The organism is Aeromonas sp. 2692-1 (assembly GCF_013085505.1).
Classification (GTDB): Bacteria; Pseudomonadota; Gammaproteobacteria; order Enterobacterales; family Aeromonadaceae; genus Aeromonas; species Aeromonas hydrophila.
This window is the reverse complement of the sequence record NZ_CP038513.1, coordinates 4,096,774-4,117,428: the sequence shown is the minus strand read 5'-3', so window position 1 is coordinate 4,117,428 and position 20,655 is coordinate 4,096,774. Positions and strand designations below refer to the sequence as shown.

Below are 20,655 nucleotides of genomic sequence, written 5' to 3'. Positions count from 1 at the left end.
TATGACTATGCTTTTCGTAAAAAGTTCCAAGTTTTTTCATTGCGGATTGGAAAACCCGGTGCTAGTCTCGGCGCCATAGTGATGCAAAGTACATCGCTAACACAGGGAATAACAACGACTTAGTGTTTAATTACAGTAGGCATTGGAAACTATGAAAAAGACAATTCTGGCTATTGCTATCCCGGCTCTGTTTGCATCTGCCGCTAACGCTGCAGTGGTTTATGACAAAGACGGTACCACTTTTGACGTATACGGCCGTGTTCAGGCTAACTACTACGGTGACACCAACGAAGCTGACTCTACCGCTGCTTCCGGTTACAAAGATGTTGATGGCGAGCTGAAAGGTTCCTCCCGTCTGGGCTGGTCCGGCAAGATTGCTCTGAACAACACCTGGTCCGGTATCGCCAAGACCGAGTGGCAAGTTTCTGCTGAAAACTCCGCCAACAAGTTTGACTCCCGTCACATCTACGTTGGTTTCGACGGCACCCAGTACGGCAAGATCATCTTCGGTCAGACCGATACCGCGTTCTACGACGTGCTGGAACCGACCGATATCTTCAACGAGTGGGGCAGCGAAGGTAACTTCTATGACGGTCGTCAAGAAGGTCAGGTGATCTACTCCAACGCCATCGGTGGCTTCAAGGGCAAAGTGTCCTACCAGACCAACGATGACCAGGCTGTGAAAGTGGCTGACGTTGCTGGTGGCATCAAGACTACCGTTTTCCCGGACGTGAAGCGTAAGTATGCCTACGCTGCTGCCGTTGGTTATGACTTCGACTTCGGTCTGGGCTTCAACGGTGGTTATGCTTACTCCGACCTGGAAGGCAAAACCACTGACGCTACCGGTAAGAAATCCGAGTGGGCTCTGGGCGCACACTACGCCATCAACGGCTTCAACTTCGCCGGTGTTTACACCCAGGCTGACGTGAAGAACGACACCACTGGCTACAAAGATGAAGGCCGTGGTTACGAACTGGCTGCTACCTACAACGTTGATGCCTGGACCTTCCTGGCCGGCTACAACTTCAAAGAAGGTAAAGAGAATGCCAACCTGAGCGGTTCTTCCTACAAGGACCTGATGGATGCCACTCTGCTGGGCGTGCAGTACTCCTTCACCTCCAAGCTGAAAGCCTACACCGAGTACAAGATCAACGGTGTTAGCGGCAAGGACGACGACTTCACTGTTGCCCTGCAATACAACTTCTAATCCAGCCTCTGCGCTGATTTAGTTGATAAACGGCCAAGCTTGCTTGGCCGTTTTGTTTTATCTGCTTCCCACCTGATTGTCTCTGTTCCCCTCTGTTGATCATCCTCTCCTTCTCCTGTTTGGCTTGCGCCAGTTCACGTTGTCTCTTTTCTGTACTTGGCTCCCGGTCAGCGAATCGCTAGATTACTCAGCTCGTTGCAGGATGTTCGGCAGACAGGGAAGGATGACGCTTGATTGACTTTAGTCACCCGCAGTGGCGGGAGCTGGCCCGCCAGCTGCTGGACAACCCCACCTCGGTGGTCCGCGCCCGTCAGTGGCAACCCCTGCTGGGTCTGCTCAAGGACAACCAGCTGCTGCTGGCGCTGGGCAATCACCACTATGAGCTGACACCTGCCGGCCGCCGCTACCTGACCCGTGAACTGACGCTGGCCGAGATCGCCACGGCACCACCGACCCCGGAGGAGTGGCTTCATGGGCAGGGGTGGCAGCTGGCGGAGCAGGTCAACGAGCGGGTGCTCGCCGCGCTCTATCGCAAGAGCGAGGTGAGCTTTTCCCCCAACGAGCAGATCGATTTTGAAGACAAGGGGATCAGGCTTTGCGCCGATCAGCTGCTGCGCCTGCGTGCCCCCCAGCCGTTCAGCCTCTTTTTCAGCGGCGGCACCCTGCTTGATGCCGCCCCCTGGTTGCAGGCGCTCGGCGAGGTGGCGCTGCCCGAGCGCAACCTGGCCGGCCTCGGCAAGATCCTGTGGGGGGAGGGGGAGCTGCTGCGGGTGATCACCACCGACAGCGTCGGTGCCTTTGCCGAGCTGGTGCTGCCAGCGGGGACCCTGCTGGTCTGGGCTCCCGCCCCGGCACAGCAGGCGCTGCAGCAAGTGATCGCCGCTCTGCCACCCCAGGTGCAGTGGAGTCATCTTACCTCTCTCGATCCGAGCGGGGTGGATCGGGTGCTGACCCTGGCCCAGCGTCTGGGTCGTCCGGCCAGCTGGTGGCTGCCCACTGCGCTGGCTCCCATCATGGCGGCCTATGCCCTGCCGCTGACCGACTCCCGCCCCTGGGAGCCGAGCCGGATCCCCAAGTCATTGTTAGCAGTTTGTAGCGGTTTGGTTGAGTCCAATGGTGGCTTGTCTGCCGAGGTGTGCGCGTTGGCGCCGCAGTGGCATGCCATCGGTTGAGATTGCCGCAGATCCGGCCGAAAAAGCGGTTTGCCCCCACTCTGCACGGTGATATAAATAGTTGACGAAGCGCTCGCCAGATGGGCGCTTTTGTTTGCCACGTGTTTTGCGTGTCACGGACGGTGTGCCAACACGCTTTGCCAGCCAACGAACTCAACGGAATACAGGGAATACCATGTTTGAAAAGGTTGTTGCCGCCCCAGCGGATCCGATCCTGGGCCTGACCGAAGCCTTCCGTGCTGACTCTCGCAGCCACAAGATCAACCTGGGGGTCGGGATCTACAAGGATGAGACCGGTGCCACCCCCATTCTCCACTGCGTCAAGAAAGCCGAGCAGAAGCTCTTGACCGACGAGAAGACCAAGAATTACCTCGGTATCGAAGGCAATATCGAATATGGCCGCATCGTGCAGCAACTGCTGTTCGGGCAAGATTCTGCGCTGGTCGCCAGCGGCCGCGCCAAGACTGCTCAGGCGCCGGGCGGTACCGGTGCCCTGCGCATCGCCGCCGAGTTCGTGGTGCGCAACGGTCTGGCCAAGACTATCTGGATCTCCGATCCCACCTGGGCCAACCACGTCAGCGTGTTCCAGGCTGCCGGCCTTTCCGTCAAGTGGTACAAATACTACGATGCGGCCAGCAAGGGACTCGACTTTGCCGCCATGCAGGCCTCGCTGGCTGAAGTGCAGGCTGGCGATCTGGTGCTGTTGCACGGCTGCTGCCACAACCCGACCGGTATCGACCCCACTGCTGATCAGTGGCGTGCACTGGCCAAGCAGAGTGCTGCCGCCGGCTGGCTGCCGCTGTTTGACTTCGCCTATCAGGGCTTTGCCCGCGGTATCGAAGAGGATGCCGAAGGTCTGCGCATCTTCGCCGAGTGCCACGACGAGCTGCTGGTGGCGAGCTCCTTCTCCAAGAACTTCGGCCTCTACAACGAGCGGGTCGGCGCCTTCACCCTGGTCAGTGCGACCAAGGAGATCGCCGACGTGGCCTTCACCCAGGTCAAGACCGTCATTCGCGCCAACTACTCCAACCCGCCGTCACACGGTGCCGCCGTCGTCACTGCCGTGGTGAGCGATCCGGCCCTCTATGCCGAGTGGGTGGAAGAAGTGGCGGCGATGCGGGTGCGTATTCGCGAGATGCGTGAGCTGCTGGTGGAAAAACTGGCGGCGCGCGGCGTGAACCAGGACTTCAGCTTTATCCGCGAGCAGAACGGCATGTTCTCCTTCTCAGGCCTCTCCAAGGATCAGGTGGAGCGCCTCAAGAGCGAGTTTGCCATCTACATCGTCGGCTCGGGCCGGATCAGCGTGGCCGGTATCACCCGTGCCAACATAGATCCCCTGTGCGATGCGATTGCCAAGGTGTTGTAAGCACCGCCATCTGCATCTGTTCAGTAAAAAGCCCGCCGGGGAGACCCGGCGGGCTTTTTTATTTCCAAGTGCTGGTCTCAGCGGCGACGCTTGCCGTCCCCCAGCAGGGAGCCGAGCACCCCCCGTACCAGCTGCCGCCCCACCTCGTTGCCCAGGGTGCGGGCCACGCTCTTGGCGGCGGTCTGCACCACGCCGTCGTGCTGGCCACCGCGCGGGCCGGTGCGACCGAACAGGATGCCGTTGAGGGCATCGAGCAGACCGCCTTCCCCGTTGGATGGCTGCTCGCTGCCTTGCTCGCTTGTGGGGGTCACCCTGCCACCATTGAGCCGCTCGAAGGCGGACTCCCTATCTTCCGGCGTCTCGTAGCGGCCGTAGAGCAATGAGCCCTGGATCAGGGCTTGCCGTTCGGGGTCGCTCAGGGGACCGATGCGGCTGGCCGGGGGGGCGATGAAGGCGCGCTCCACCACGCCGGGGCGCCCCTTCTCGTCGAGCAGGGAGACCAGGGCTTCCCCGACCCCCAGCTCGGTGATGACGCCGGCGGCATCGAAGGCCGGGTTGGTGCGCAGGGTGTTGGCGGCGATGCGCACCGCCTTCTGATCGCTCGGGGTAAAGGCGCGCAGGGCGTGCTGGATCCGGTTGCCGAGCTGCCCCAGCACGCTGTCGGGGATGTCGGCCGGGCTCTGGGTCACGAAGTAGACACCCACCCCTTTCGAGCGGATGAGCCGCACCACCAGCTCTATCTTCTCCAGCAGCGCCTTGGGCGCGTCGTTGAACAGGAGGTGCGCCTCGTCGAAGAAGAAGACCAGCACGGGTTTCTCCGGATCCCCCACCTCGGGCAACTGTTCGAACAGCTCGGAGAGCAGCCAGAGCAGGAAGCAGGCATAGAGCCGGCTGGACTGGGTCAGCTTGCTCGCGGCCAGCACGTTGATATGGCCGTGACCGGCCTCGTCGGTCTGCAGCAGGTCCTGAATGTCCAGCATGGGCTCGCCGAAGAAGTGATCGCCCCCCGCGCTCTCCAGGGTGAGCAGGTTGCGCAGGATGGCGCCGATGGAGGCGGTGGACACGTTGCCGTAGCGGGTGGTGAGGGTCTTGGCGTTGTCCCCCGCGAACTGCACCATGGCGCGCAGGTCTTTCAGATCGAGCAGCAGCAGCCCCTCGTCGTCCGCCACCTTGAACACCAGCTCCAACACGCCGCTCTGGGTGTCGTTGAGGCCGAGCAGGCGGGCGAGCAGCAGGGGCCCCATGTCGGAGACGGTGGCCCGCACCGGATGGCCTTGCAGGGCAAAGAGATCCCAGAACAGGGTGGGGCTGGCGGCAAAGGCGGGGGCGGGGATGCCGAGCTGGGTCAGGCGGGCGTCCAGCTTGGGGGATGGCATGCCGGCGGCGCCCAGGCCGCTCAGATCCCCTTTCACGTCCGCCAGAAAGACGGGAACCCCGAGGCGGGAAAAGCCCTCCGCCAGCACCTGCAGGGTGACCGTCTTGCCGGTTCCGGTGGCGCCCGTGATGAGGCCGTGGCGATTGGCCATGGCGGGCAGCAGGGAGAGGGGGTGGCCATTGGCATGGGCCAGCGTGAGCGGTTCGGCCATGGGGGGCTCCTTGTCTCGCATGAGGGACGAAAAACAACGGGTTACAAGGAGTGTGGTGGCAGAGCCAAACGATGGCAAGCCGCGCCCGGTGGACGCGGCGTGACGGCGGGGGCCCCTCAGGAGGCGCGGATCCGTCTGCCCAGTTGCAGTGTCAGCAGGGTGAGCAGGGCGCCTGTGGTGGCGGTCAATATCGCCAGCAGCAGGCTGCCCAGCAGGAAGGGGGGCACCAGGGTGGCGGCCTCGTGCTCCAACCAGTGCAGGGACCAGGTGAGGTGAAAGGGCTCCGGCGTCTCATGCAGCACCAGGCAGCCGGTGCGATAGGCATAGAGATACATGAAGGGGAGCGTCAGCGGGTTGTTGAACCAGACCGCCAGCAGTGCCAGCGGCAGGTTGAGGCTGAACGCCAGCGCCAGCCCGACCGCGATGAGTGAATGCATGGGGATGGGAAACCAGCAGGCGAAAATGCCGGCCGCCACCGCCCCGCTCAGGGCGCGCGGCCCCCCTTGCCAGAGGGCGGGTGCGAGCAGACGCTCGCCAAACAGGGAGAACCACTTCTGCTGGCGCAGGGTATCGGGGTCAATCTTGAAGCGGGCAAACCAGCGATTCAGCATGCGCGGGCCACCTTGCGTTTTTGCCACTGGCGCACGGTGCTGATGCGCCAGCAGGTACGAATGAGGGCGTAGCCGATAAGGGAGCTGAGCAGGGCGAGCACCAGCGAACCCAGCAGCAGTGGCGGGGCCACGGTCTCGAACACCGACACCAGCCAGGCCCAGGTGAACTCGATCTCGATGTGCTGGGAGGATTGCCCCAGCAGCTGGCAGCCGGTCAGATAGGCACCGTAGAACAGCGGCGGCATGGTGAAGGGGTTGGAGAGCCAGACCAGGGCCACCGAGAGCGGCAGGTTGACCCGGCAGGCGATGGCGCCGCCGGCCGCCAGCAACATCTGGCAGGGGAGCGGCACCCAGGCCATGAACAGCCCTACCGCGAAGGCACCGGCCGCCGAGCGCCGATTGAGGTGCCACAGATTGGCATCCAGCAGCAGCTTGCCAAACAGCCGCAAGTGCTTGTGTTCCTTGAGTGTCGCCGGATCAGGCAGCCAGCGTTGTATGAGTCGTTTGGGCATATTGAAACCTTGCTAAATACTTGCACCATGGATCTGCGTCTGTTGTCGTTTGCCCTCGGGGCAAGCTCCTCACTGCTTTGGCCATGGTTGCCTTCATGGGAATGGGGTGGCCTGATGCTGCTGCTCGCGTTCCCCCTGGCCGGTTACCGCTGCTGGCGGCTGCTGTTTTTGCTGTGCGGCATCCTCTGGATGCAGGGGAGTTTGCACTACCGGCTTGCCTGGCTGGATCAGCTCGGCAAAAAAACGAGCCACATCATAACCGCACAGCTGCAAAGTGCAGAACCCGAGGGCGATAAATTTATCCGACTGGTGCTGCGAGTGAACAGGCTCGACGAGCAGACGCTCACCCCGGCGCCGCTGGTGCGCATCAATGCCTACCAGGCGCTGCCCGCCATGACGGCAGGCAGTCGCCTCACTCTGGTGGTCTCTCTCAAACCGGCCCACGGCCTGGCCAACGAGGCGGGGATGGATGGGCGGCGCCTGCTGCTCGGCAAGGGGATCACCGCCACCGGCAACCTGCGCCGGGTGATCCAAATTGAGCCGGCGCAGACGGGGCTGCGCGAGCGCTGGCTGGCCCGCGCTGCCGCCAGCTGGCAGGATCTGAGCCAGGGCCCGCTGCTGGCGGCGCTCACCTTCGGCGAGCAGGGCGGCATCACGGATGAGCAGTGGAGCCTGTTTCGCGGCAGCGGGCTGACCCATATCATCGCCATCTCGGGGCAGCACATCGCGCTGGTAGCGGTGCTCGGCTGGTGGCTGGGGCGACTGTTCGGGCTGCGGGGGGCGATTCTGGTCGCCCTGTTGTTTGCCGCCCTCTACAGCTGGCTGGCCGGTTTTGCGGTGGCCACCGAACGGGCCCTCATCATGGTGCTGGTGTGGAGCCTGCTGCGCTGGCGACGGCGGGAGTGGCCGGCCCATCGCATCTGGTTGTGGGCCTTCGTGGTGCTCACGCTCTGGGATCCCTTTGCCCTCTATTCGGCCGGATTCTGGCTCTCCTTCCTGGCGGTGGCTCTGCTGCTGGTGGCGAGCCTGCTGGAGGCCAAACCCGGGCTCATTCGTCTGCAGGGCTTGTTGCTGCTGGGGCTGCTGCCGCTGCAACTGGCGCTGTTCGAGGGGATTGCCCCGCTGTCGTTGCTGCTCAATCTGCTGGCATTGCCGCTCTTTTGCATCGGCATCATACCGCTGGCGCTCATCGGGGTGCTGCTGGCGCCGCTTTCGGCGGAGCTGGCCCACCTGCTGTTCTGGCTGGCCGATGTCGGTCTGCAGTGGGTGTTGTGGGCGTTGGCCAGCCTGGCCAGCCAGTGGCAGCTCTGGTGGCCGGTGCCTGGCTGGGTATTGCCGTTCACGGCGCTGCTGACCCTGCTCTGGTGCGCCTGGCATGTGCCGGGTGGTCGTCCGCTGCTGTTGCCAGGGGGCGTGGCCCTGCTGCTGGCGGCCTGGCCGGCGCCGACCCATTGGCAACTGAGGGTGCTGGACGTGGGGCAGGGGCTGGCGGTGCTGATCACCCGGGGCGAGCGCGGCATCCTCTTCGACACCGGCGATCGCTACCCGGGCGGCTACAACATGGCGGATGCCGTGATCTTGCCCTTGCTCAACCGGCTCGATGTGCGGGTGCTGGATTATTTGATCATCAGTCACAAGGACAGGGATCACGCCGGCAATCGGCGCGCCATCCTGCAGGCTCTGCCGGTACGCCACGAGCTCTCTTCATTCGATTTTGGCCGCTTCACGGCCCTGTGCCGGCGCGGCCAGCAGTGGCGCTGGCAGGGGCTCGAGATGGCGGTGCTCTGGCCTCAGCAACCGGGGCCTGGTCACAACAACGACGGCTGTGTGCTGCAGATCCGCGACGGGGAACGGCGCATACTGCTCAGTGCCGACATCGAGCGACAGGCAGAGCAGCGGTTGCTGGCGCTGGAAGGGGAGGGGCTTGCCAGCACCCTGCTGGTGAGCCCTCACCACGGCAGTCGCACCTCCTCCACGGCGCCCTTCGTGGCGGCGGTGGCCCCCCGCTATGTGGTGCACAGCGCCGGCTTCATGAACCAGTGGGGATTCCCCCGCCCCGAGGTGGTGGCCCGCTACCAGGAGGCGCAGCAATGGGTCACCGGGCTGGACGGAGAAATTCTGGTGGAGCCTGCGCCGGGCGGGCTGCGGATCCGGGCCGAACGGGAGCAGGGCCCCTGGTTTCGCCGCAAGGGCGACTGGTGGCGGCCTGCATTCTGGCCTGATCGCTGAGCGTAAACCCGGCTTTGGCTGGGATAACGACTGTGATTTCCTGTCTTGGCGAGGGACATGCGCTGGCGATGCTTGGTGTAATCCTGCGCTTTGGCTGGGATAACGACCGTCATTTCCCGCCTTGGTGATGGGCACCGCTTGGTGTAATCCTGCGCTTTGGCTAGAATAGCCCGTCATTTCCCTTATGAACGGCTATTCATGCAACAAGAAACCTCACAAGACAGCTGGCCTGTCTTCAAGCGTCTGCTCGGCTATGTCCGTGACCGCAAGCTTGGCCTGATCGGCGGCATCATCGGCATGCTGGGCTACGCCGCCGTGGATACCACCTTCGTCTATTCCATCAAGCCGCTGATCGACCAGGGGATCAACGGCAACGATCCGACCGTGCTCAAGTGGATGCCCTTCTTCGTACTGGGCATCGTGGCCCTGCGTGGCGTCGCCAACTTCCTCTCCAACTACTGCATGGCCTGGGTCGGCAACCACGTGGTGATGCGCCTGCAGCAGCAGGTGTTCAATCACATGGTGGCGATGCCGATGAGCTTCTTCGACCGCCAGAACACCGGCCACCTGCTCTCCAAGGTGACCTATGACGCCAGCCAAGTCTCCTCGGCCGCCAGTACCACCCTGGTCACCCTGGTGCGGGAAGGGGCGACCGTGATCGGCCTGCTCGGCCTGATGTTCTGGCACTCCTGGCAGCTGTCGGTGATCTTCCTGGTGGTGGGGCCCGTGGTGGGCATCATCATCGGCCTTATCAGCCGCCGTTTCCGTCAGATCAGCCGCCACATCCAGCAGGCGGTGGGTGACATCACCACCTCCACCGAGCAGATGCTCAAGGGGCACAAAGAGGTGCTGATGTTCGGCGGCCAGAAGGTGGAAGAGAAGCGCTTCTTCAAGGTCAGCAACAACATGCGCCAGCAGACCATGAAGATGGTCGCGGCCGATGCCATCGGCAGCCCGGTGGTGCAGATGGTTGCCTCCATCGCGCTGGCGGCCTTCCTCTATGTGGCCACCATCGACAGCGTGCGCAGCGAGCTGACTGCCGGTACCTTCACCGTCATGATCACCTCCATGATGATGCTGCTCAAGCCGCTGAAGAGCCTGACCGACGTCAACAACCAGTTCCAGCGCGCCATCACTGCGTGCCACAGCCTGTTCGGTCTGCTCGACACCGAGCCGGAGCAGGATACCGGTACCCGTACCCTGGAGCGTGCCCGCGGCGAGATCGAGTTTCGCAACGTCACCTTCACCTACCCGACCAAGGACACCCCGGCGCTGCACAACGTCAGCTTCAAGGTGGAGGCGGGTAAATCGGTGGCGCTGGTGGGGCGTTCCGGCTCCGGCAAGAGTACCATCGCCAGCCTGTTGACCCGTTTCTACGACATCGAACAGGGGGAGATCCTGCTGGACGGCGTCAATATCCGCGATTACCGCCTGAGCGAGCTGCGCAAGCAGTACGCCCTGGTCTCCCAGCATGTCCACCTGTTCAACGACACGGTGGCGAGCAACATCGCCTACGCCGCGGAAGAAAAATACAGCCTCGACGAGATCAAGCAGGCGGCCCGCATCGCCCACGCCGACGAGTTCGTCAGCAAGATGAGCAACGGTTATGACACCGTGGTCGGCGAGAACGGCGCATCGCTCTCCGGCGGTCAGCGTCAGCGTATCGCCATCGCCCGCGCCCTGCTGCGCGATGCGCCGGTTCTGCTGCTGGACGAGGCCACCTCGGCGCTGGATACCGAGTCCGAGCGCCACATCCAGGCGGCCATCGACGAGCTGTGCAAGGCGCGCACCTCGCTGGTGATCGCTCACCGTCTCTCCACCATCGAGAAGGCGGACGAGATCCTGGTGATCGATGAAGGCCATATCGTCGAGCGCGGCAACCACGCGGCGCTGATGGCCCAGCAGGGCACCTATGCCCAGCTGCGCGCCATCCAGTTCGGCCATGCCACCGCAGGTGGCAACGCCTGATGCTGGAGCGGCTCTGGTATGCAAAGAGTGGCTGGCGCTGGTTGCTGGCCCCCTTTGCCCTGCTGTTTGCTATCATCAGCGGCACTCGCCGTTACGCCTATCGTCACGGCTGGCGCAAGGGCTATCGTGCCTCTTTGCCGGTCATCGTCGTGGGCAATATCTCGGTGGGGGGCAACGGCAAGACCCCGGTAGTGGTCTGGCTGGTGGAGCAGTTGCAGGCCCGCGGCTATCGCCCAGGGGTGGTGAGCCGCGGCTATGGTGGCAAGGCGCCCCATTACCCCTACCGGCTCGATGCCGCCAGCACCACGGCGCAGGCGGGGGATGAACCGGTACTGATTGCCCGGCGCTGTGGCTGCCCGGTGGTGGTGGCACCCAGGCGGGCCGATGCGGTGCGTCTGTTGGAGCAGAGCGGCGAAGTGGACATCATCATCACCGACGACGGCCTGCAGCACTATGCGCTGGCCCGTGACATCGAGCTGGTGGTAGTGGACGGGGCACGCCGCTTCGGCAACGCCTGCCTGCTGCCCATGGGGCCGCTGCGCGAGCCGGTCACCCGGCTCAAGCGGGTGGACGCCATCATCTGCAACGGCGGCGAGCCGGGGCGGGGAGAGTATCCTATGAGGCTGGTGGCCGACGTCCCCCGCCGGGTGCGCGACGAGGCCCCGCTGGCCACGCCGCTGGCCGGTCCGGTCGACGCGCTGGCGGGGATTGGTCATCCGCCCCGTTTCTTCGCCACCCTTGAGGGGCTCGGTTACCAGCTGGATCAGCGGGTGGCCTACGGCGATCACCACCCCTTCGATCGGGACGAGCTGGTGGGCCGTTTTGCCGGCAAGCCGCTGCTGATGACCGAGAAGGATGCGGTCAAGTGCCGCTCCTTTGCCCTCGATAACTGGTGGTATCTGCCGGTCAGCGCCGAGTTGCCCGCCTCCCTGCTCGATACCCTGCTGCACAAGCTGGGGGCAAACGGGAAGGGGCAAGGCGCAACCAAGGCACAAGGTTAATCTCTCTCGCCCGCGTGGGAGGGAAGGGGCTTATCATGCCCCGCATGAAATATCTGGTTGCTCGACATCCATCGCCGGCGTAATGAACCCGCCGGCGCGACATCGTTGAAGGAGTATCGTTTTGGCTTTGGACATCAAGTTGCTCGACATCATTGCCTGCCCGGTCTGCAAGGGCAAGCTGCACTACAGCAAGGCCGTGCATGAGCTGGTCTGCCGCTTCGACAAGCTGGCCTATCCGCTGGAGGAGGGGATCCCGGTGTTGCTGGAGAACCGTGCCCGTCCGCTCAGCAGCGACGAGCTGTCGTCATGAGCTTCGTCGTCGTCATTCCGGCCCGCTACGCCTCCACCCGGCTGCCGGGCAAGCCGCTGGCCGACATCCACGGCAAGCCCATGGTGCAGCACGTGGTGGAAAAGGCTCTGCAGTCGGGCGCCGATCGGGTGATCGTCGCCACCGATGACGAGCGGGTGCAGCAGGCGCTGGCCGCCTGCGCCGGGCAGGCCGGTTTCGAGGTGTGCATGACCTCGAAGGATCATCAGTCCGGTACCGAGCGGCTGGCCGAGGTGTGCCGTCACTACGGCTTTGCCGCCGACACCATAGTGGTCAACGTGCAGGGGGACGAGCCGCTCATTCCGCCGGTCATCATCCGTCAGGTGGCGGACAACCTGGCCGCCGCCACGGCGCCCATGGCGACCCTGTCGGTGCCGATCCAGGACGCCGAAGAGGTGTTCAACCCGAACGCCGTCAAGGTGGTGACCGACCAGGAGGGCTACGCGCTCTACTTCAGTCGCGCCTCCATTCCGTGGGATCGGGATCGCTTTGCCGCGAATCGCGAGCAGATTGGCGATCACTACCAGCGCCACATCGGCATCTACGCCTATCGCGCCGGCTTCATCCAGCGTTATGTGGACTGGGCGCCGAGCGCGCTCGAGCAGATCGAGGCGCTGGAACAGCTGCGGGTGCTCTGGTACGGGGAGAAGATCCACGTGGCCCAGGCGCTCGAGGCGCCGCCGGTCGGGGTGGATACCCAGGCCGATCTGGACAAGGTGCGCGCGCTGCTGGCGAACTAATGCCGACAACAGCAAAAATGACTCTGAACGGTGCCTGCGGGCGCCGTTTTTTGTGTTTAATCTTTATATAATTATTTGATTCAAAACACCATTTATGAGCACTTTCAAACTTTTCCCGGCCATGGTTTGCCAAATCAGCGAGTTTGGTTATGATGCAAGACGCCGTGTTAACCCTAACTGGCATATAACGAGATAAAAAACGGGGTGTTTGGGTGATTAATGTATTCCTGGTCGATGATCATGAGTTGGTGCGTACAGGGATAAGACGCATTCTGGAAGATGTCCGCGGGATCAAGGTGGTGGGCGAGGCGCAGAGCGGGGAAACCGCAGTCACTTTCTGTCGTCAGCACCATCCCGATGTGATCCTGATGGACATGAACATGCCGGGCATCGGCGGCCTGGAGGCGACCCGCAAGATCCTGCGGATCCGGCCCGATGTGCGCATCATAGTGCTGACCATTCATTCAGAAAATCCGTTCCCGACCAAGGTGATGCAGGCGGGTGCCGCCGGCTATCTCACCAAGGGGGCCGCGCCGGACGAGATGATCCACGCCATTCGCCTGGTCCACTCCGGTCAGCGTTACATCTCCCCGGAGATCGCCCAGCAGATGGCCCTGAGCCAGTTTGCCTCGGCCGACGAGAACCCCTTCAAGTCCCTCTCCGAGCGCGAGCTGCAGATCATGATGATGATTACCAAGGGGCAGAAGGTGACCGATATTTCCGAACAGCTCAACCTGAGCCCGAAGACGGTCAACAGCTACCGCTACCGGCTGTTCAGTAAGCTCAACATCAATGGCGATGTGGAGCTGACCCATCTGGCCATTCGCTATGGCATGCTGGATGCCGACACCCTGTAACGGGCGGCGTGTAGCCATCAAAGGCGGCCTGTGCCGCCTTTTTGCTTTTTGCCGGTCTGGCGCAGTATGCTCTGTGCCGTCTTCTGCTTTCATCCGTTGAGCCGAGTTGCCGATGAGCCTCTCTTTCAATCTTCCGTTTGCCGCGATCCCCCAGATCCAGCACCTCGATCCCCCTTGCCGGAGCCAGCATGACCTCGTCTGAACCTCTCTTCGACAGCAAGGCGTTTCTCAGTGCCGTCACCCACCAGAGCGGCGTCTACCGCATGTATGACAGCGGCGGCACCGTCATCTACGTGGGCAAGGCCAAGGATCTGAAAAAACGGCTCGCTTCCTATTTTCGGGCCAACGTCGACAGCATCAAGACCCGCACCCTGGTGCGCCAGATCGCCGACGTGCAGGTGACGGTCACCCACACCGAGACCGAGGCGCTGATCCTCGAGCACAACCTCATCAAGCAGTACCAGCCTCGCTACAACGTGCTGCTGCGCGACGACAAGTCCTACCCCTGGATCATCATCACCGCGCACCAGCACCCGCGCATCGGCGTCCATCGCGGTGCCCGCAAGGTGAAGGGGGAGTACTTCGGCCCGTACCCCTCCGGCGGTGCGGTGCGCGAGAGCCTGCACCTGATGCAGAAGATCTTCCCGGTGCGCCAGTGCGAGGATGCGGTCTATGCCAACCGCAGCCGCCCCTGCCTGCTCTACCAGCTCAAGCGCTGCGCCGGCCCCTGCGTGGCCGGGCTGGTGAGCGAGGCCGAATATGCCCAGCAGGTGGAGCTGGCCAAGCTGTTTCTGGCGGGCAAGAACCAGCAGGTGATAGGCGAGCTGGTGGGCAAGATGGAGTCCGCCAGCGGCGATCTGCGCTTCGAGGAGGCGGCCCGTTACCGGGATCAGATCCAGGCGCTGCGCCGGGTCACCGAGCAGCAGTCGGTGAGCGGCAACGTGCTGGACGAGCTCGACGTGGTGGGGGTGGCCTTCGAGCAGGGGACCGCCTGCATCCACGTGCTCTTCATCCGCCAGGGCAAGGTGCTGGGCTCGCGCAGCTACTTCCCGAAAGTGCCGGCCGATACCCAGCTCGACGAGGTGGTGCAATCCTTCCTGCTGCAGTTCTATCTGTCGGGGCAGGGGGGCGGCAGATCCCGAGCGAAGTGCTGCTCGATGTGGCACTCGAAGACGAGAACGTCATCGCTGAGACCTTGAGCCAGACCGCCGGTTACAAGGTGCGGGTGGTGAGCCGTACCCGCGCCGAGCGGGCCCGTTTCATCAAGCTCGCCTCCATCAATGCCCAGACCGCGCTGCGCTCGCGGCTCGCCCACAAGAGCACCACCACCGCCCGCTACGACCAGCTGGAGGAGCTGCTGGAGCTGGAGCGCCCCATCGCCCGCATGGAGTGCTTCGATATCTCCCACACCATGGGGGAGCGCACCGTGGCCTCCTGCGTGGTGTTCAACCGGGAGGGACCGCTTTCATCGGAATATCGCCGCTTCAACATCGACGGCATCACCGGCGGCGATGACTACGCCGCCATGGAGCAGGCGCTGGAACGGCGCTTTGGCAAGCAGCAGGAGCCGGACAAGGTGCCGGACGTGCTGTTTATCGATGGCGGTCTTGGCCAGTTGCGCCGCGCCGAGGAGATCCTGGCCCGCCAGCTGGAGTTTCTGGGGGGCAAATATCCGCTCTTGGTAGGCATCGCCAAGGGGGTGACCCGCAAGGCGGGGCTGGAGACCCTGATCCTGGGGGAGAGTCACGAAGAGCTGCATTTGCCGGCAGATATGCCCGCCTTGCACCTGATTCAGCACATTCGCGATGAATCCCACCGTTTTGCCATCACCGGCCACCGCGCCAGACGGGCGAAAGCCCGCACCACCAGTACCCTGGAGGACATTCCGGGGGTGGGGCCGAAACGGCGGCAGGCGCTGCTCAAGTACCTGGGTGGGTTGCAGGAGGTGAAAAAAGCCGGGGTGGAGGAGCTCGCCAAGGTGCCCGGCATCAGCCTGGAGCTGGCCCAGTCCATCCACGACGCCCTGCACTCGCTCTAGCCATTCGTACCTGAGAATGGGTGAATGCACCTCCATGTTGCCCCTGTTTGCCCTGACGGCAAACAGGGGCTGTCGCCCAAGGTATTGGCAAGGGGCGAGTTGAGTCACATCATTCACTCTGGGTTCATTCACTTCGGGGATCCCGGCACACAAGAGCCGTGACGCAGGGGGCCCGTAAATGCCATAATGGCCCGCATCCTGAGGTTGTTGATGGATTCATAGACCAAGGCGGGCGCCTGTCCGGTTGCATCCGTGATCGGCTTGGGGCTACCATGTAGCGGCATACAAGAAGTGGCTGAAAATAATGACAAATATTCCTAATCTGCTGACGTTTTTTCGGATCTTGCTCATCCCCGTCTTCGTCATCCTGTTCTACCTTCCCTATCAGTGGTCCTATCTGGCGGCGGCCATCGTCTTCATCCTGGCGGCGGCGACCGACTGGTTTGACGGCTACCTTGCCCGCAAGCTGAACCAGTCCACAGCCTTCGGCGCTTTCCTCGATCCGGTGGCCGACAAGATCATGGTGGCGGCGGCGCTGGTGGTGATCGTCGAGCACTACAACACCATCTGGGTGACCATTCCCGCCATGACCATGATTGGCCGCGAGATCATCATCTCCGCCCTGCGCGAGTGGATGGCTGAGCTTGGCAAGCGCTCCTCGGTGGCGGTCAGCTGGATTGGCAAATGGAAGACCATGATCCAGATGGTGTCGCTCACCGGTCTCATCTGGCAGTACGACATCTGGATGGTGTGGCTGGCCTATGTGCTGCTCTATGTGGCCACCGTGCTCACCTTCTGGTCCATGTTCCAGTACATGAAGGCCGCCTGGGGCGATCTGACCTACCACTCCCGCTTCTAGTCTGCGTTTGTACTAAGCACCGTTTCCCCGCACTTGGGGCTGGGAAACGGTCGTGAACGTTGAAAATGCAGGAAAAGGGCAAAAAACACCCGAACGATCAGGGTATTAAACATTTTTGGTTGACTGGGCGAGGAACATCGCTAGAATGCGTCCTCGTAGTCAGGCAGTCAGCCAGACCATTGCGGGAATAGCTCAGTTGGTAGAGCACGACCTTGCCAAGGTCGGGGTCGCGAGTTCGAGTCTCGTTTCCCGCTCCAAATTCAGACAATAGAGAGTTTCTCTCTTTTGCATGGCGCGTTAGCAAAGCGGTTATGCAGCGGATTGCAAATCCGTTTAGTCCGGTTCGACTCCGGAACGTGCCTCCATATTGACAAGCCCGCGGCGCGAGCTTGATACCGATTACGGTGCCCGAGTGGTGAAATCGGTAGACACAAGGGATTTAAAATCCCTCGACGTTCGCGTCGTGCCGGTTCGATTCCGGCCTCGGGCACCATTAAGTTGATGATTTTAAAAGAAAAGTTCTAACTCTGTCAGTGCGAGTCAACATCCCATTAGGCGCAATCAGGCGTAAGGATGTTGAAAATGGCAAAAGTACAAGAACGACAAGGCGCAAAAGGTAAAACCTACCGTGTGGAATTCATGCGGGAGGGTTCTCGTGTATCTAAAACATTTCGCCTTAAAAAAGAGGCGGAAAAATTCGCCGCTTTAATCACCCTCAATGCTGACTTGGCTGGAACACTGGCTAACGTTACGCTCAATACTCTATCCCTCCAAAGTGCTATAGCTGAGTACCTCGACCAGCACACCGGCAAAGACCCCAACGTGAAAGGGCGTCTCAACTGGTGGGCCTGTGCGCTTGGTGCAGAGGTAATCCCCCCATTTTTAGGGGCATTCAAAAGTAGAGGTCATGCGGCCTGTGCCAGACGCTGTTTCGGCGTGTAGCCACCCAGCGCCATATTGGGCCGCTCATGGTTATAAACCCACAGCCAGTTCGTGGCAAACTCCTGTAGTTCATTCAGTGACTCAAACAGGTAATGGCCCAGCCAGTCGTAGCGCACCGTGCGGTTAAACCGTTCGATGTAGGCATTCTGCTGCGGATTTCCTGGCTGGATATAGCCCAGGGTTATCCCCTCCTGTTTCGCCCATCGCTTGAGCTCTTCGCTGATGTATTCCGGGCCATTGTCACATCGGATAATGGCGGGCTTACCTCGCCACGTGATCACCTGCTCCAGCGCCCGTTTGACTCGTGAGGCGGGTAAGGAGAAATCCACCTCGATGCACAGCGCTTCACGATTGAAGTCATCGATCACATTAAACAGCCGCACCGAGCGGCCATCGCTGAGCTGGTCATGCATAAAGTCCATCGACCAGCACTGATTAGGCTGGTCGGGAACCGCCAACGGCTCTGGCTTAGCCCGAACCAACCGTTTCCTGGGTTTTATCCGCAGATTGAGCTCCAGCGCCCGATAGATCCGGTATACCCGTTTGTGATTCCAGCCAAAGCCTTGGACGTTGCGCAGGTACAAAAAGCATAACCCGAAGCCCCAGTTGCGCTGGCTGGCCGTGATACGTAGCAGCCAATCGGCAATTTCCTGGTTTTCATCGACCAGCACGGGCTGATAGCGATAGCAGCTTTCACTGACCTTGAAGATCCGGCAAGCCAGACGGATGGATATGGCGTAGTGAGTCACGGCTTTGGTCGCCATCTCCCGGCGGGCAGATGGCGTTACCACTTTTTTGCCATGGCCTCGGTGATGATCTCTGCCTTGAGGCGCTCCTCGGCGTACATCTTCTTGAGGCGGCGGTTTTCGTCCTCCAGCTCCTTGAGTCGAGCCATGAGGGAGGCATCCATCCCCCCGAATTTGGAACGCCACTTGTAGAAGGTGGTCGTGCTGATGCCATGCTCGCGGCAGAGCTCCGGGACGGGAGCTCCAGCCTCAGCTTGTTTGAGGATGGCGATGATCTGGGTATCGCTAAAGCGTGATGTTTTCATGTAGAACCTCCTGCGTTCAAGGTACGGGAAAATTCTACTTATGAGCACCCTGGTTTTTCGGGGGGATTACCGTGTCGTAGCTCGCCGGCAACCGCCCGGTGCTGTTGGCCCATTATCTGGACCGAGTCTCTCGCTGTGGTCTGGTCATGTTACTCAGACTCGCAAGGGGGAGAGCGTCACCGGCTAAGGGGAGGTGGGTGGCCGGGGGTATCGATTAGCTTGAACCTGCTTGGTGTTTGTGGTGTAACTTGACTCTATACCGTCTTGGGAGGCGTTGGCGAGTGGCCCAGCCATTGTCAGATATCGACCTGTGTGAAGCGCTGTCCGATCTCTTTGTCGATAATGAGGTCGATTTCGAGTTGATCGCTCAGGTGGCACAGGGCTTTCCCGTTGCCCACGTCGAGATGGTCTTGTTCGAATGGGTGGCGCCGGTTTGTTACACCAACACCCTGGCACCCGTGCCGCCGATCTGGACCGGCTTTGAACGTGACTCACTTTGGGTAGAGGTCCAGCGCTTGCGGGCAAGAGAGGCCAAGGCCGGGTTTGCCAAGAAACTGTCCATCATGCTCAGGCAGTTTTATCTGAGGCTGCGGTTTGCCGAAGAGTGGCACAGGCTGTCGGTTCTGCTGGCTGAGAAGGGATGTAAGTGACAACTGCAAGTCGACTATTCAGGTGACCTTTTACCAACTTCAAACCCGTGGATATTCTTGCCTCAAAATCAAAGAGCCTGCTCGATGACAGGCCCTCTACCGTAGTATTTCTCTGATTGCTCTAGAGTTCCGAGATGATGGTCGACACTTCTTCGGCGCCATTCCTTATCTCTTGCATCACTTTCGCGACATCGTCGATCTGCCTTTGTCCATGGATGGCGCCATTAGCTGCGGACTGAATCTGTTCGCTGACCTGATGGGTGAGCTGCTGGTTCTGGCTGACCACGCTCGCTATCTCGTTGGTGGATTGAGAGGTTCTTGCCGCCAGTTGACGAACTTCATCAGCCACGACGGCAAAGCCTCTGCCTTGTTCACCGGCTCGTGCGGCTTCGATGGCTGCGTTGAGTGCAAGCAGGTTGGTCTGATCTGCAATGCTGCTGATGGTTGACACGATGGCGGTGATATTTTGGGATTGGGCATGCAGCTTGTTCATCAGCGTACTGGCATTTTCCATCTGGGTGACGATGTTGTCAGAGGTGGAGACGACGGTGGTCAGCATGTCCTCACCCTTGATGGCGGAAGCCTTGGTGGTTACGGAGGTTTCGTTGGCTACTTTGGCCACATTTTGCACGGCCTGATCTTTTTTGATTTGCGAGGTGATGTTGGAGGCGAACTTGATGACCTTGATCACCTTGCCATGGCTGCCCCGCACTGCGTTGTAGGTCGCTTCCAGCCAGATTTCATGACCTTGCTTGTCAAAGCGCTGAAAGCGCCCTGATTTGAAGGTTCCCTGAGCCAGTTCCTGCCAGAAATCGGGGTGTTCCCGATAAAACAACTCATCACAGAACATGCGATGCTGACGACCTTTTATCTCATCGAGTCGATAGCCCATGGTGTCGAGAAAATTGCGGTTGGCGTTGATGATGACGCCGCTTGGCTCAAACTCGATGACCGCAAGGGAGCGATCCAGCGCTTCGAATATCGCTTTCTGCGTCATGAGCTGATCATGTTGCAAGGTCACGTCGGAGGCGATTTTAACGACTTTGCTGACCTTGCCATCCTGGCTGACCGGGAAGTAGGTTGCTTCCAGCCAGATTTCCTGGCCGTGTTTGCCGACCCTTTGAAACGTGCCGTGCTGGTTGTGGCCATTGGCCAGCTTCCTCCAGAATTCCCGGTAGGAGGGGGAGTCTGAGTCCTCTTTTCGACAGAAGATGGCATGGTGCTGCCCCACGATCTCCTTGAGGCTGTAGCCGACGGTACTCAGAAACAGCGGGCTGGCATCGAGGATATGGCCCTCGGGAGTGAATTCTATCATGGGGAGATGGGCATGCATGGCGTGGTTCAGCGCCTCGCTCTGCAAGGCTCTTGCTCTCTCTGCAACCAGCTCTTGTTTCAGTTTCGTGTTGAACATAAGCACTCCCCAGCCAGGTCGAAATTGTGCAATGAGCCTATTTAACTTTATCCACTCTTTTTGTGTGGTTTAGACTCTGCTTATGAGTGTAATGCATGCCGACTACTTAACTCAGATTCCCTCCATA

17 protein-coding genes, 3 tRNA genes and 1 pseudogene are annotated in these 20,655 nt (G+C 61.1%); 16 read left to right on the top strand and 5 right to left on the bottom strand.

Translation table 11 applies throughout. From position 1 onward, the window contains the following. Positions 1–151 precede the first annotated feature (151 nt). From E5E97_RS19080 to E5E97_RS19070, 3 genes are all read left to right on the top strand, one after another. Positions 152–1,207: a porin gene (locus E5E97_RS19080; protein ID WP_039215927.1), complete on the top strand. Its 1,056-nt coding sequence runs from the start codon at positions 152–154 to the stop codon at positions 1,205–1,207. A gap of 230 nt (positions 1,208–1,437) precedes the next feature. Continuing rightward, the gene (locus E5E97_RS19075; protein ID WP_171280798.1) at positions 1,438–2,379 is read left to right on the top strand and encodes a hypothetical protein; all 942 of its coding nucleotides are present in this window, start codon (positions 1,438–1,440) and stop codon (positions 2,377–2,379) included. A 175-nt stretch (positions 2,380–2,554) separates the two neighbouring features. Next, a complete protein-coding gene (locus E5E97_RS19070; protein ID WP_106552881.1) occupies positions 2,555–3,745 on the top strand; it encodes an amino acid aminotransferase in 1,191 nt (396 codons plus the stop codon). 77 nt (positions 3,746–3,822) lie between these two features. Here the strand turns inward: E5E97_RS19070 and E5E97_RS19065 are convergent, their stop codons facing one another. The 3 genes from E5E97_RS19065 to E5E97_RS19055 form a co-directional block, all read right to left on the bottom strand. Continuing rightward, on the bottom strand, positions 3,823–5,331 hold the full coding sequence (locus tag E5E97_RS19065; RefSeq protein WP_171280797.1) for a helicase HerA-like domain-containing protein: 1,509 nt from the start codon (positions 5,329–5,331) through the stop codon (positions 3,823–3,825). Positions 5,332–5,447: 116 nt separating this feature from the next. After that, on the bottom strand, positions 5,448–5,942 hold the full coding sequence (locus E5E97_RS19060) for a DUF2062 domain-containing protein (protein WP_171280796.1): 495 nt from the start codon (positions 5,940–5,942) through the stop codon (positions 5,448–5,450). After that, complete coding sequence (locus E5E97_RS19055; protein ID WP_011706585.1) at positions 5,936–6,454, bottom strand: DUF2062 domain-containing protein; 519 nt, start codon at positions 6,452–6,454, stop codon at positions 5,936–5,938. The genes E5E97_RS19060 and E5E97_RS19055 overlap by 7 nt, the downstream gene beginning before the upstream one ends. On the opposite strand from E5E97_RS19055, the gene E5E97_RS19050 reads away from it, so the two are divergent. The 12 genes and pseudogenes from E5E97_RS19050 to E5E97_RS18995 all read left to right on the top strand — a co-directional run bounded on the left by E5E97_RS19050 (position 6,392) and on the right by E5E97_RS18995 (position 17,416). After that, positions 6,392–8,683 carry a DNA internalization-related competence protein ComEC/Rec2 gene (locus E5E97_RS19050; protein WP_171280795.1) on the top strand — a complete coding sequence of 764 codons (2,292 nt, stop codon included), beginning with the start codon at positions 6,392–6,394 and terminating at the stop codon, positions 8,681–8,683. The genes E5E97_RS19055 and E5E97_RS19050 overlap by 63 nt on opposite strands. Positions 8,684–8,881: 198 nt before the next feature. Continuing rightward, positions 8,882–10,651, top strand: coding sequence for a lipid A ABC transporter ATP-binding protein/permease MsbA (msbA, locus tag E5E97_RS19045; protein WP_011706583.1), 1,770 nt, complete (start codon positions 8,882–8,884; stop codon positions 10,649–10,651). After that, a complete protein-coding gene (lpxK, locus tag E5E97_RS19040) occupies positions 10,651–11,652 on the top strand; it encodes a tetraacyldisaccharide 4'-kinase (protein WP_171280794.1) in 1,002 nt (333 codons plus the stop codon). The genes msbA and lpxK overlap by 1 nt, the downstream gene beginning before the upstream one ends. A gap of 121 nt (positions 11,653–11,773) precedes the next feature. Continuing rightward, entirely contained in the window at positions 11,774–11,962 is a 189-nt protein-coding gene (locus E5E97_RS19035) for a Trm112 family protein (RefSeq protein ID WP_171280793.1), read from the top strand. Next, positions 11,959–12,720, top strand: a complete 762-nt coding sequence (gene kdsB / locus E5E97_RS19030) for a 3-deoxy-manno-octulosonate cytidylyltransferase (RefSeq protein WP_039213717.1) — start codon at positions 11,959–11,961, stop codon at positions 12,718–12,720. Before E5E97_RS19035 ends, kdsB begins: the two co-directional genes overlap by 4 nt. Positions 12,721–12,932: 212 nt before the next feature. Further along, on the top strand, positions 12,933–13,577 hold the full coding sequence (gene uvrY / locus E5E97_RS19025) for a UvrY/SirA/GacA family response regulator transcription factor (RefSeq protein ID WP_011706579.1): 645 nt from the start codon (positions 12,933–12,935) through the stop codon (positions 13,575–13,577). Between the two features lie 188 nt (positions 13,578–13,765). Then, positions 13,766–15,615 (top strand): annotated as a pseudogene (uvrC, locus tag E5E97_RS19020) (excinuclease ABC subunit UvrC). A gap of 304 nt (positions 15,616–15,919) precedes the next feature. Then, entirely contained in the window at positions 15,920–16,474 is a 555-nt protein-coding gene (gene pgsA, locus E5E97_RS19015) for a CDP-diacylglycerol--glycerol-3-phosphate 3-phosphatidyltransferase (RefSeq protein WP_011706577.1), read from the top strand. 181 nt (positions 16,475–16,655) lie between these two features. Then, positions 16,656–16,731: transfer RNA gene (locus E5E97_RS19010), tRNA-Gly, on the top strand. A 34-nt stretch (positions 16,732–16,765) separates the two neighbouring features. Further along, a tRNA-Cys gene (locus E5E97_RS19005) sits at positions 16,766–16,839 on the top strand. Between the two features lie 41 nt (positions 16,840–16,880). After that, positions 16,881–16,967, top strand: a tRNA-Leu gene (locus tag E5E97_RS19000). 89 nt (positions 16,968–17,056) lie between these two features. Further along, on the top strand, positions 17,057–17,416 hold the full coding sequence (locus E5E97_RS18995) for a hypothetical protein (protein WP_171280792.1): 360 nt from the start codon (positions 17,057–17,059) through the stop codon (positions 17,414–17,416). Here E5E97_RS18995 and E5E97_RS18990 read toward each other — a convergent pair. After that, positions 17,380–18,467 (bottom strand): IS3-like element ISKpn10 family transposase gene (locus E5E97_RS18990; RefSeq protein ID WP_099368947.1). Its coding sequence is split into 2 segments (ribosomal slippage): positions 17,380–18,215 and positions 18,215–18,467, totalling 1,089 coding nucleotides; the frame shifts between segments, so codons are not numbered across the junction. The two genes, E5E97_RS18995 and E5E97_RS18990, sit on opposite strands and share 37 nt — an antisense overlap. Positions 18,468–18,748: 281 nt before the next feature. Here E5E97_RS18990 and E5E97_RS18985 point away from each other — a divergent pair. Beyond that, complete coding sequence (locus E5E97_RS18985; RefSeq protein ID WP_171280791.1) at positions 18,749–19,117, top strand: hypothetical protein; 369 nt, start codon at positions 18,749–18,751, stop codon at positions 19,115–19,117. Positions 19,118–19,238: 121 nt separating this feature from the next. On the opposite strand, the gene E5E97_RS18980 is transcribed toward E5E97_RS18985, so the two are convergent. Then, positions 19,239–20,528 carry a PAS domain-containing methyl-accepting chemotaxis protein gene (locus tag E5E97_RS18980; RefSeq protein WP_171280790.1) on the bottom strand — a complete coding sequence of 430 codons (1,290 nt, stop codon included), beginning with the start codon at positions 20,526–20,528 and terminating at the stop codon, positions 19,239–19,241. Positions 20,529–20,655: the final 127 nt, after the last annotated feature.

Bases quoted from the DNA above. Each gene is read 5' to 3' on its own strand.
- E5E97_RS19070 (WP_106552881.1), top strand. From the start codon at position 2,555: ATGTTTGAAAAGGTTGTTGCCGCCCCAGCGGATCCGATCCTGGGCCTG.
- E5E97_RS18980 (WP_171280790.1), bottom strand. From the start codon at position 20,528: ATGTTCAACACGAAACTGAAACAAGAGCTGGTTGCAGAGAGAGCAAGA.
- lpxK (WP_171280794.1), top strand. From the start codon at position 10,651: ATGCTGGAGCGGCTCTGGTATGCAAAGAGTGGCTGGCGCTGGTTGCTG.
- msbA (WP_011706583.1), top strand. From the start codon at position 8,882: ATGCAACAAGAAACCTCACAAGACAGCTGGCCTGTCTTCAAGCGTCTG.
- E5E97_RS19060 (WP_171280796.1), bottom strand. From the start codon at position 5,942: ATGCTGAATCGCTGGTTTGCCCGCTTCAAGATTGACCCCGATACCCTG.
- pgsA (WP_011706577.1), top strand. From the start codon at position 15,920: ATGACAAATATTCCTAATCTGCTGACGTTTTTTCGGATCTTGCTCATC.
- E5E97_RS18995 (WP_171280792.1), top strand. From the start codon at position 17,057: ATGGCAAAAGTACAAGAACGACAAGGCGCAAAAGGTAAAACCTACCGT.
- E5E97_RS19055 (WP_011706585.1), bottom strand. From the start codon at position 6,454: ATGCCCAAACGACTCATACAACGCTGGCTGCCTGATCCGGCGACACTC.
- E5E97_RS19080 (WP_039215927.1), top strand. From the start codon at position 152: ATGAAAAAGACAATTCTGGCTATTGCTATCCCGGCTCTGTTTGCATCT.
- E5E97_RS19065 (WP_171280797.1), bottom strand. From the start codon at position 5,331: ATGGCCGAACCGCTCACGCTGGCCCATGCCAATGGCCACCCCCTCTCC.
- kdsB (WP_039213717.1), top strand. From the start codon at position 11,959: ATGAGCTTCGTCGTCGTCATTCCGGCCCGCTACGCCTCCACCCGGCTG.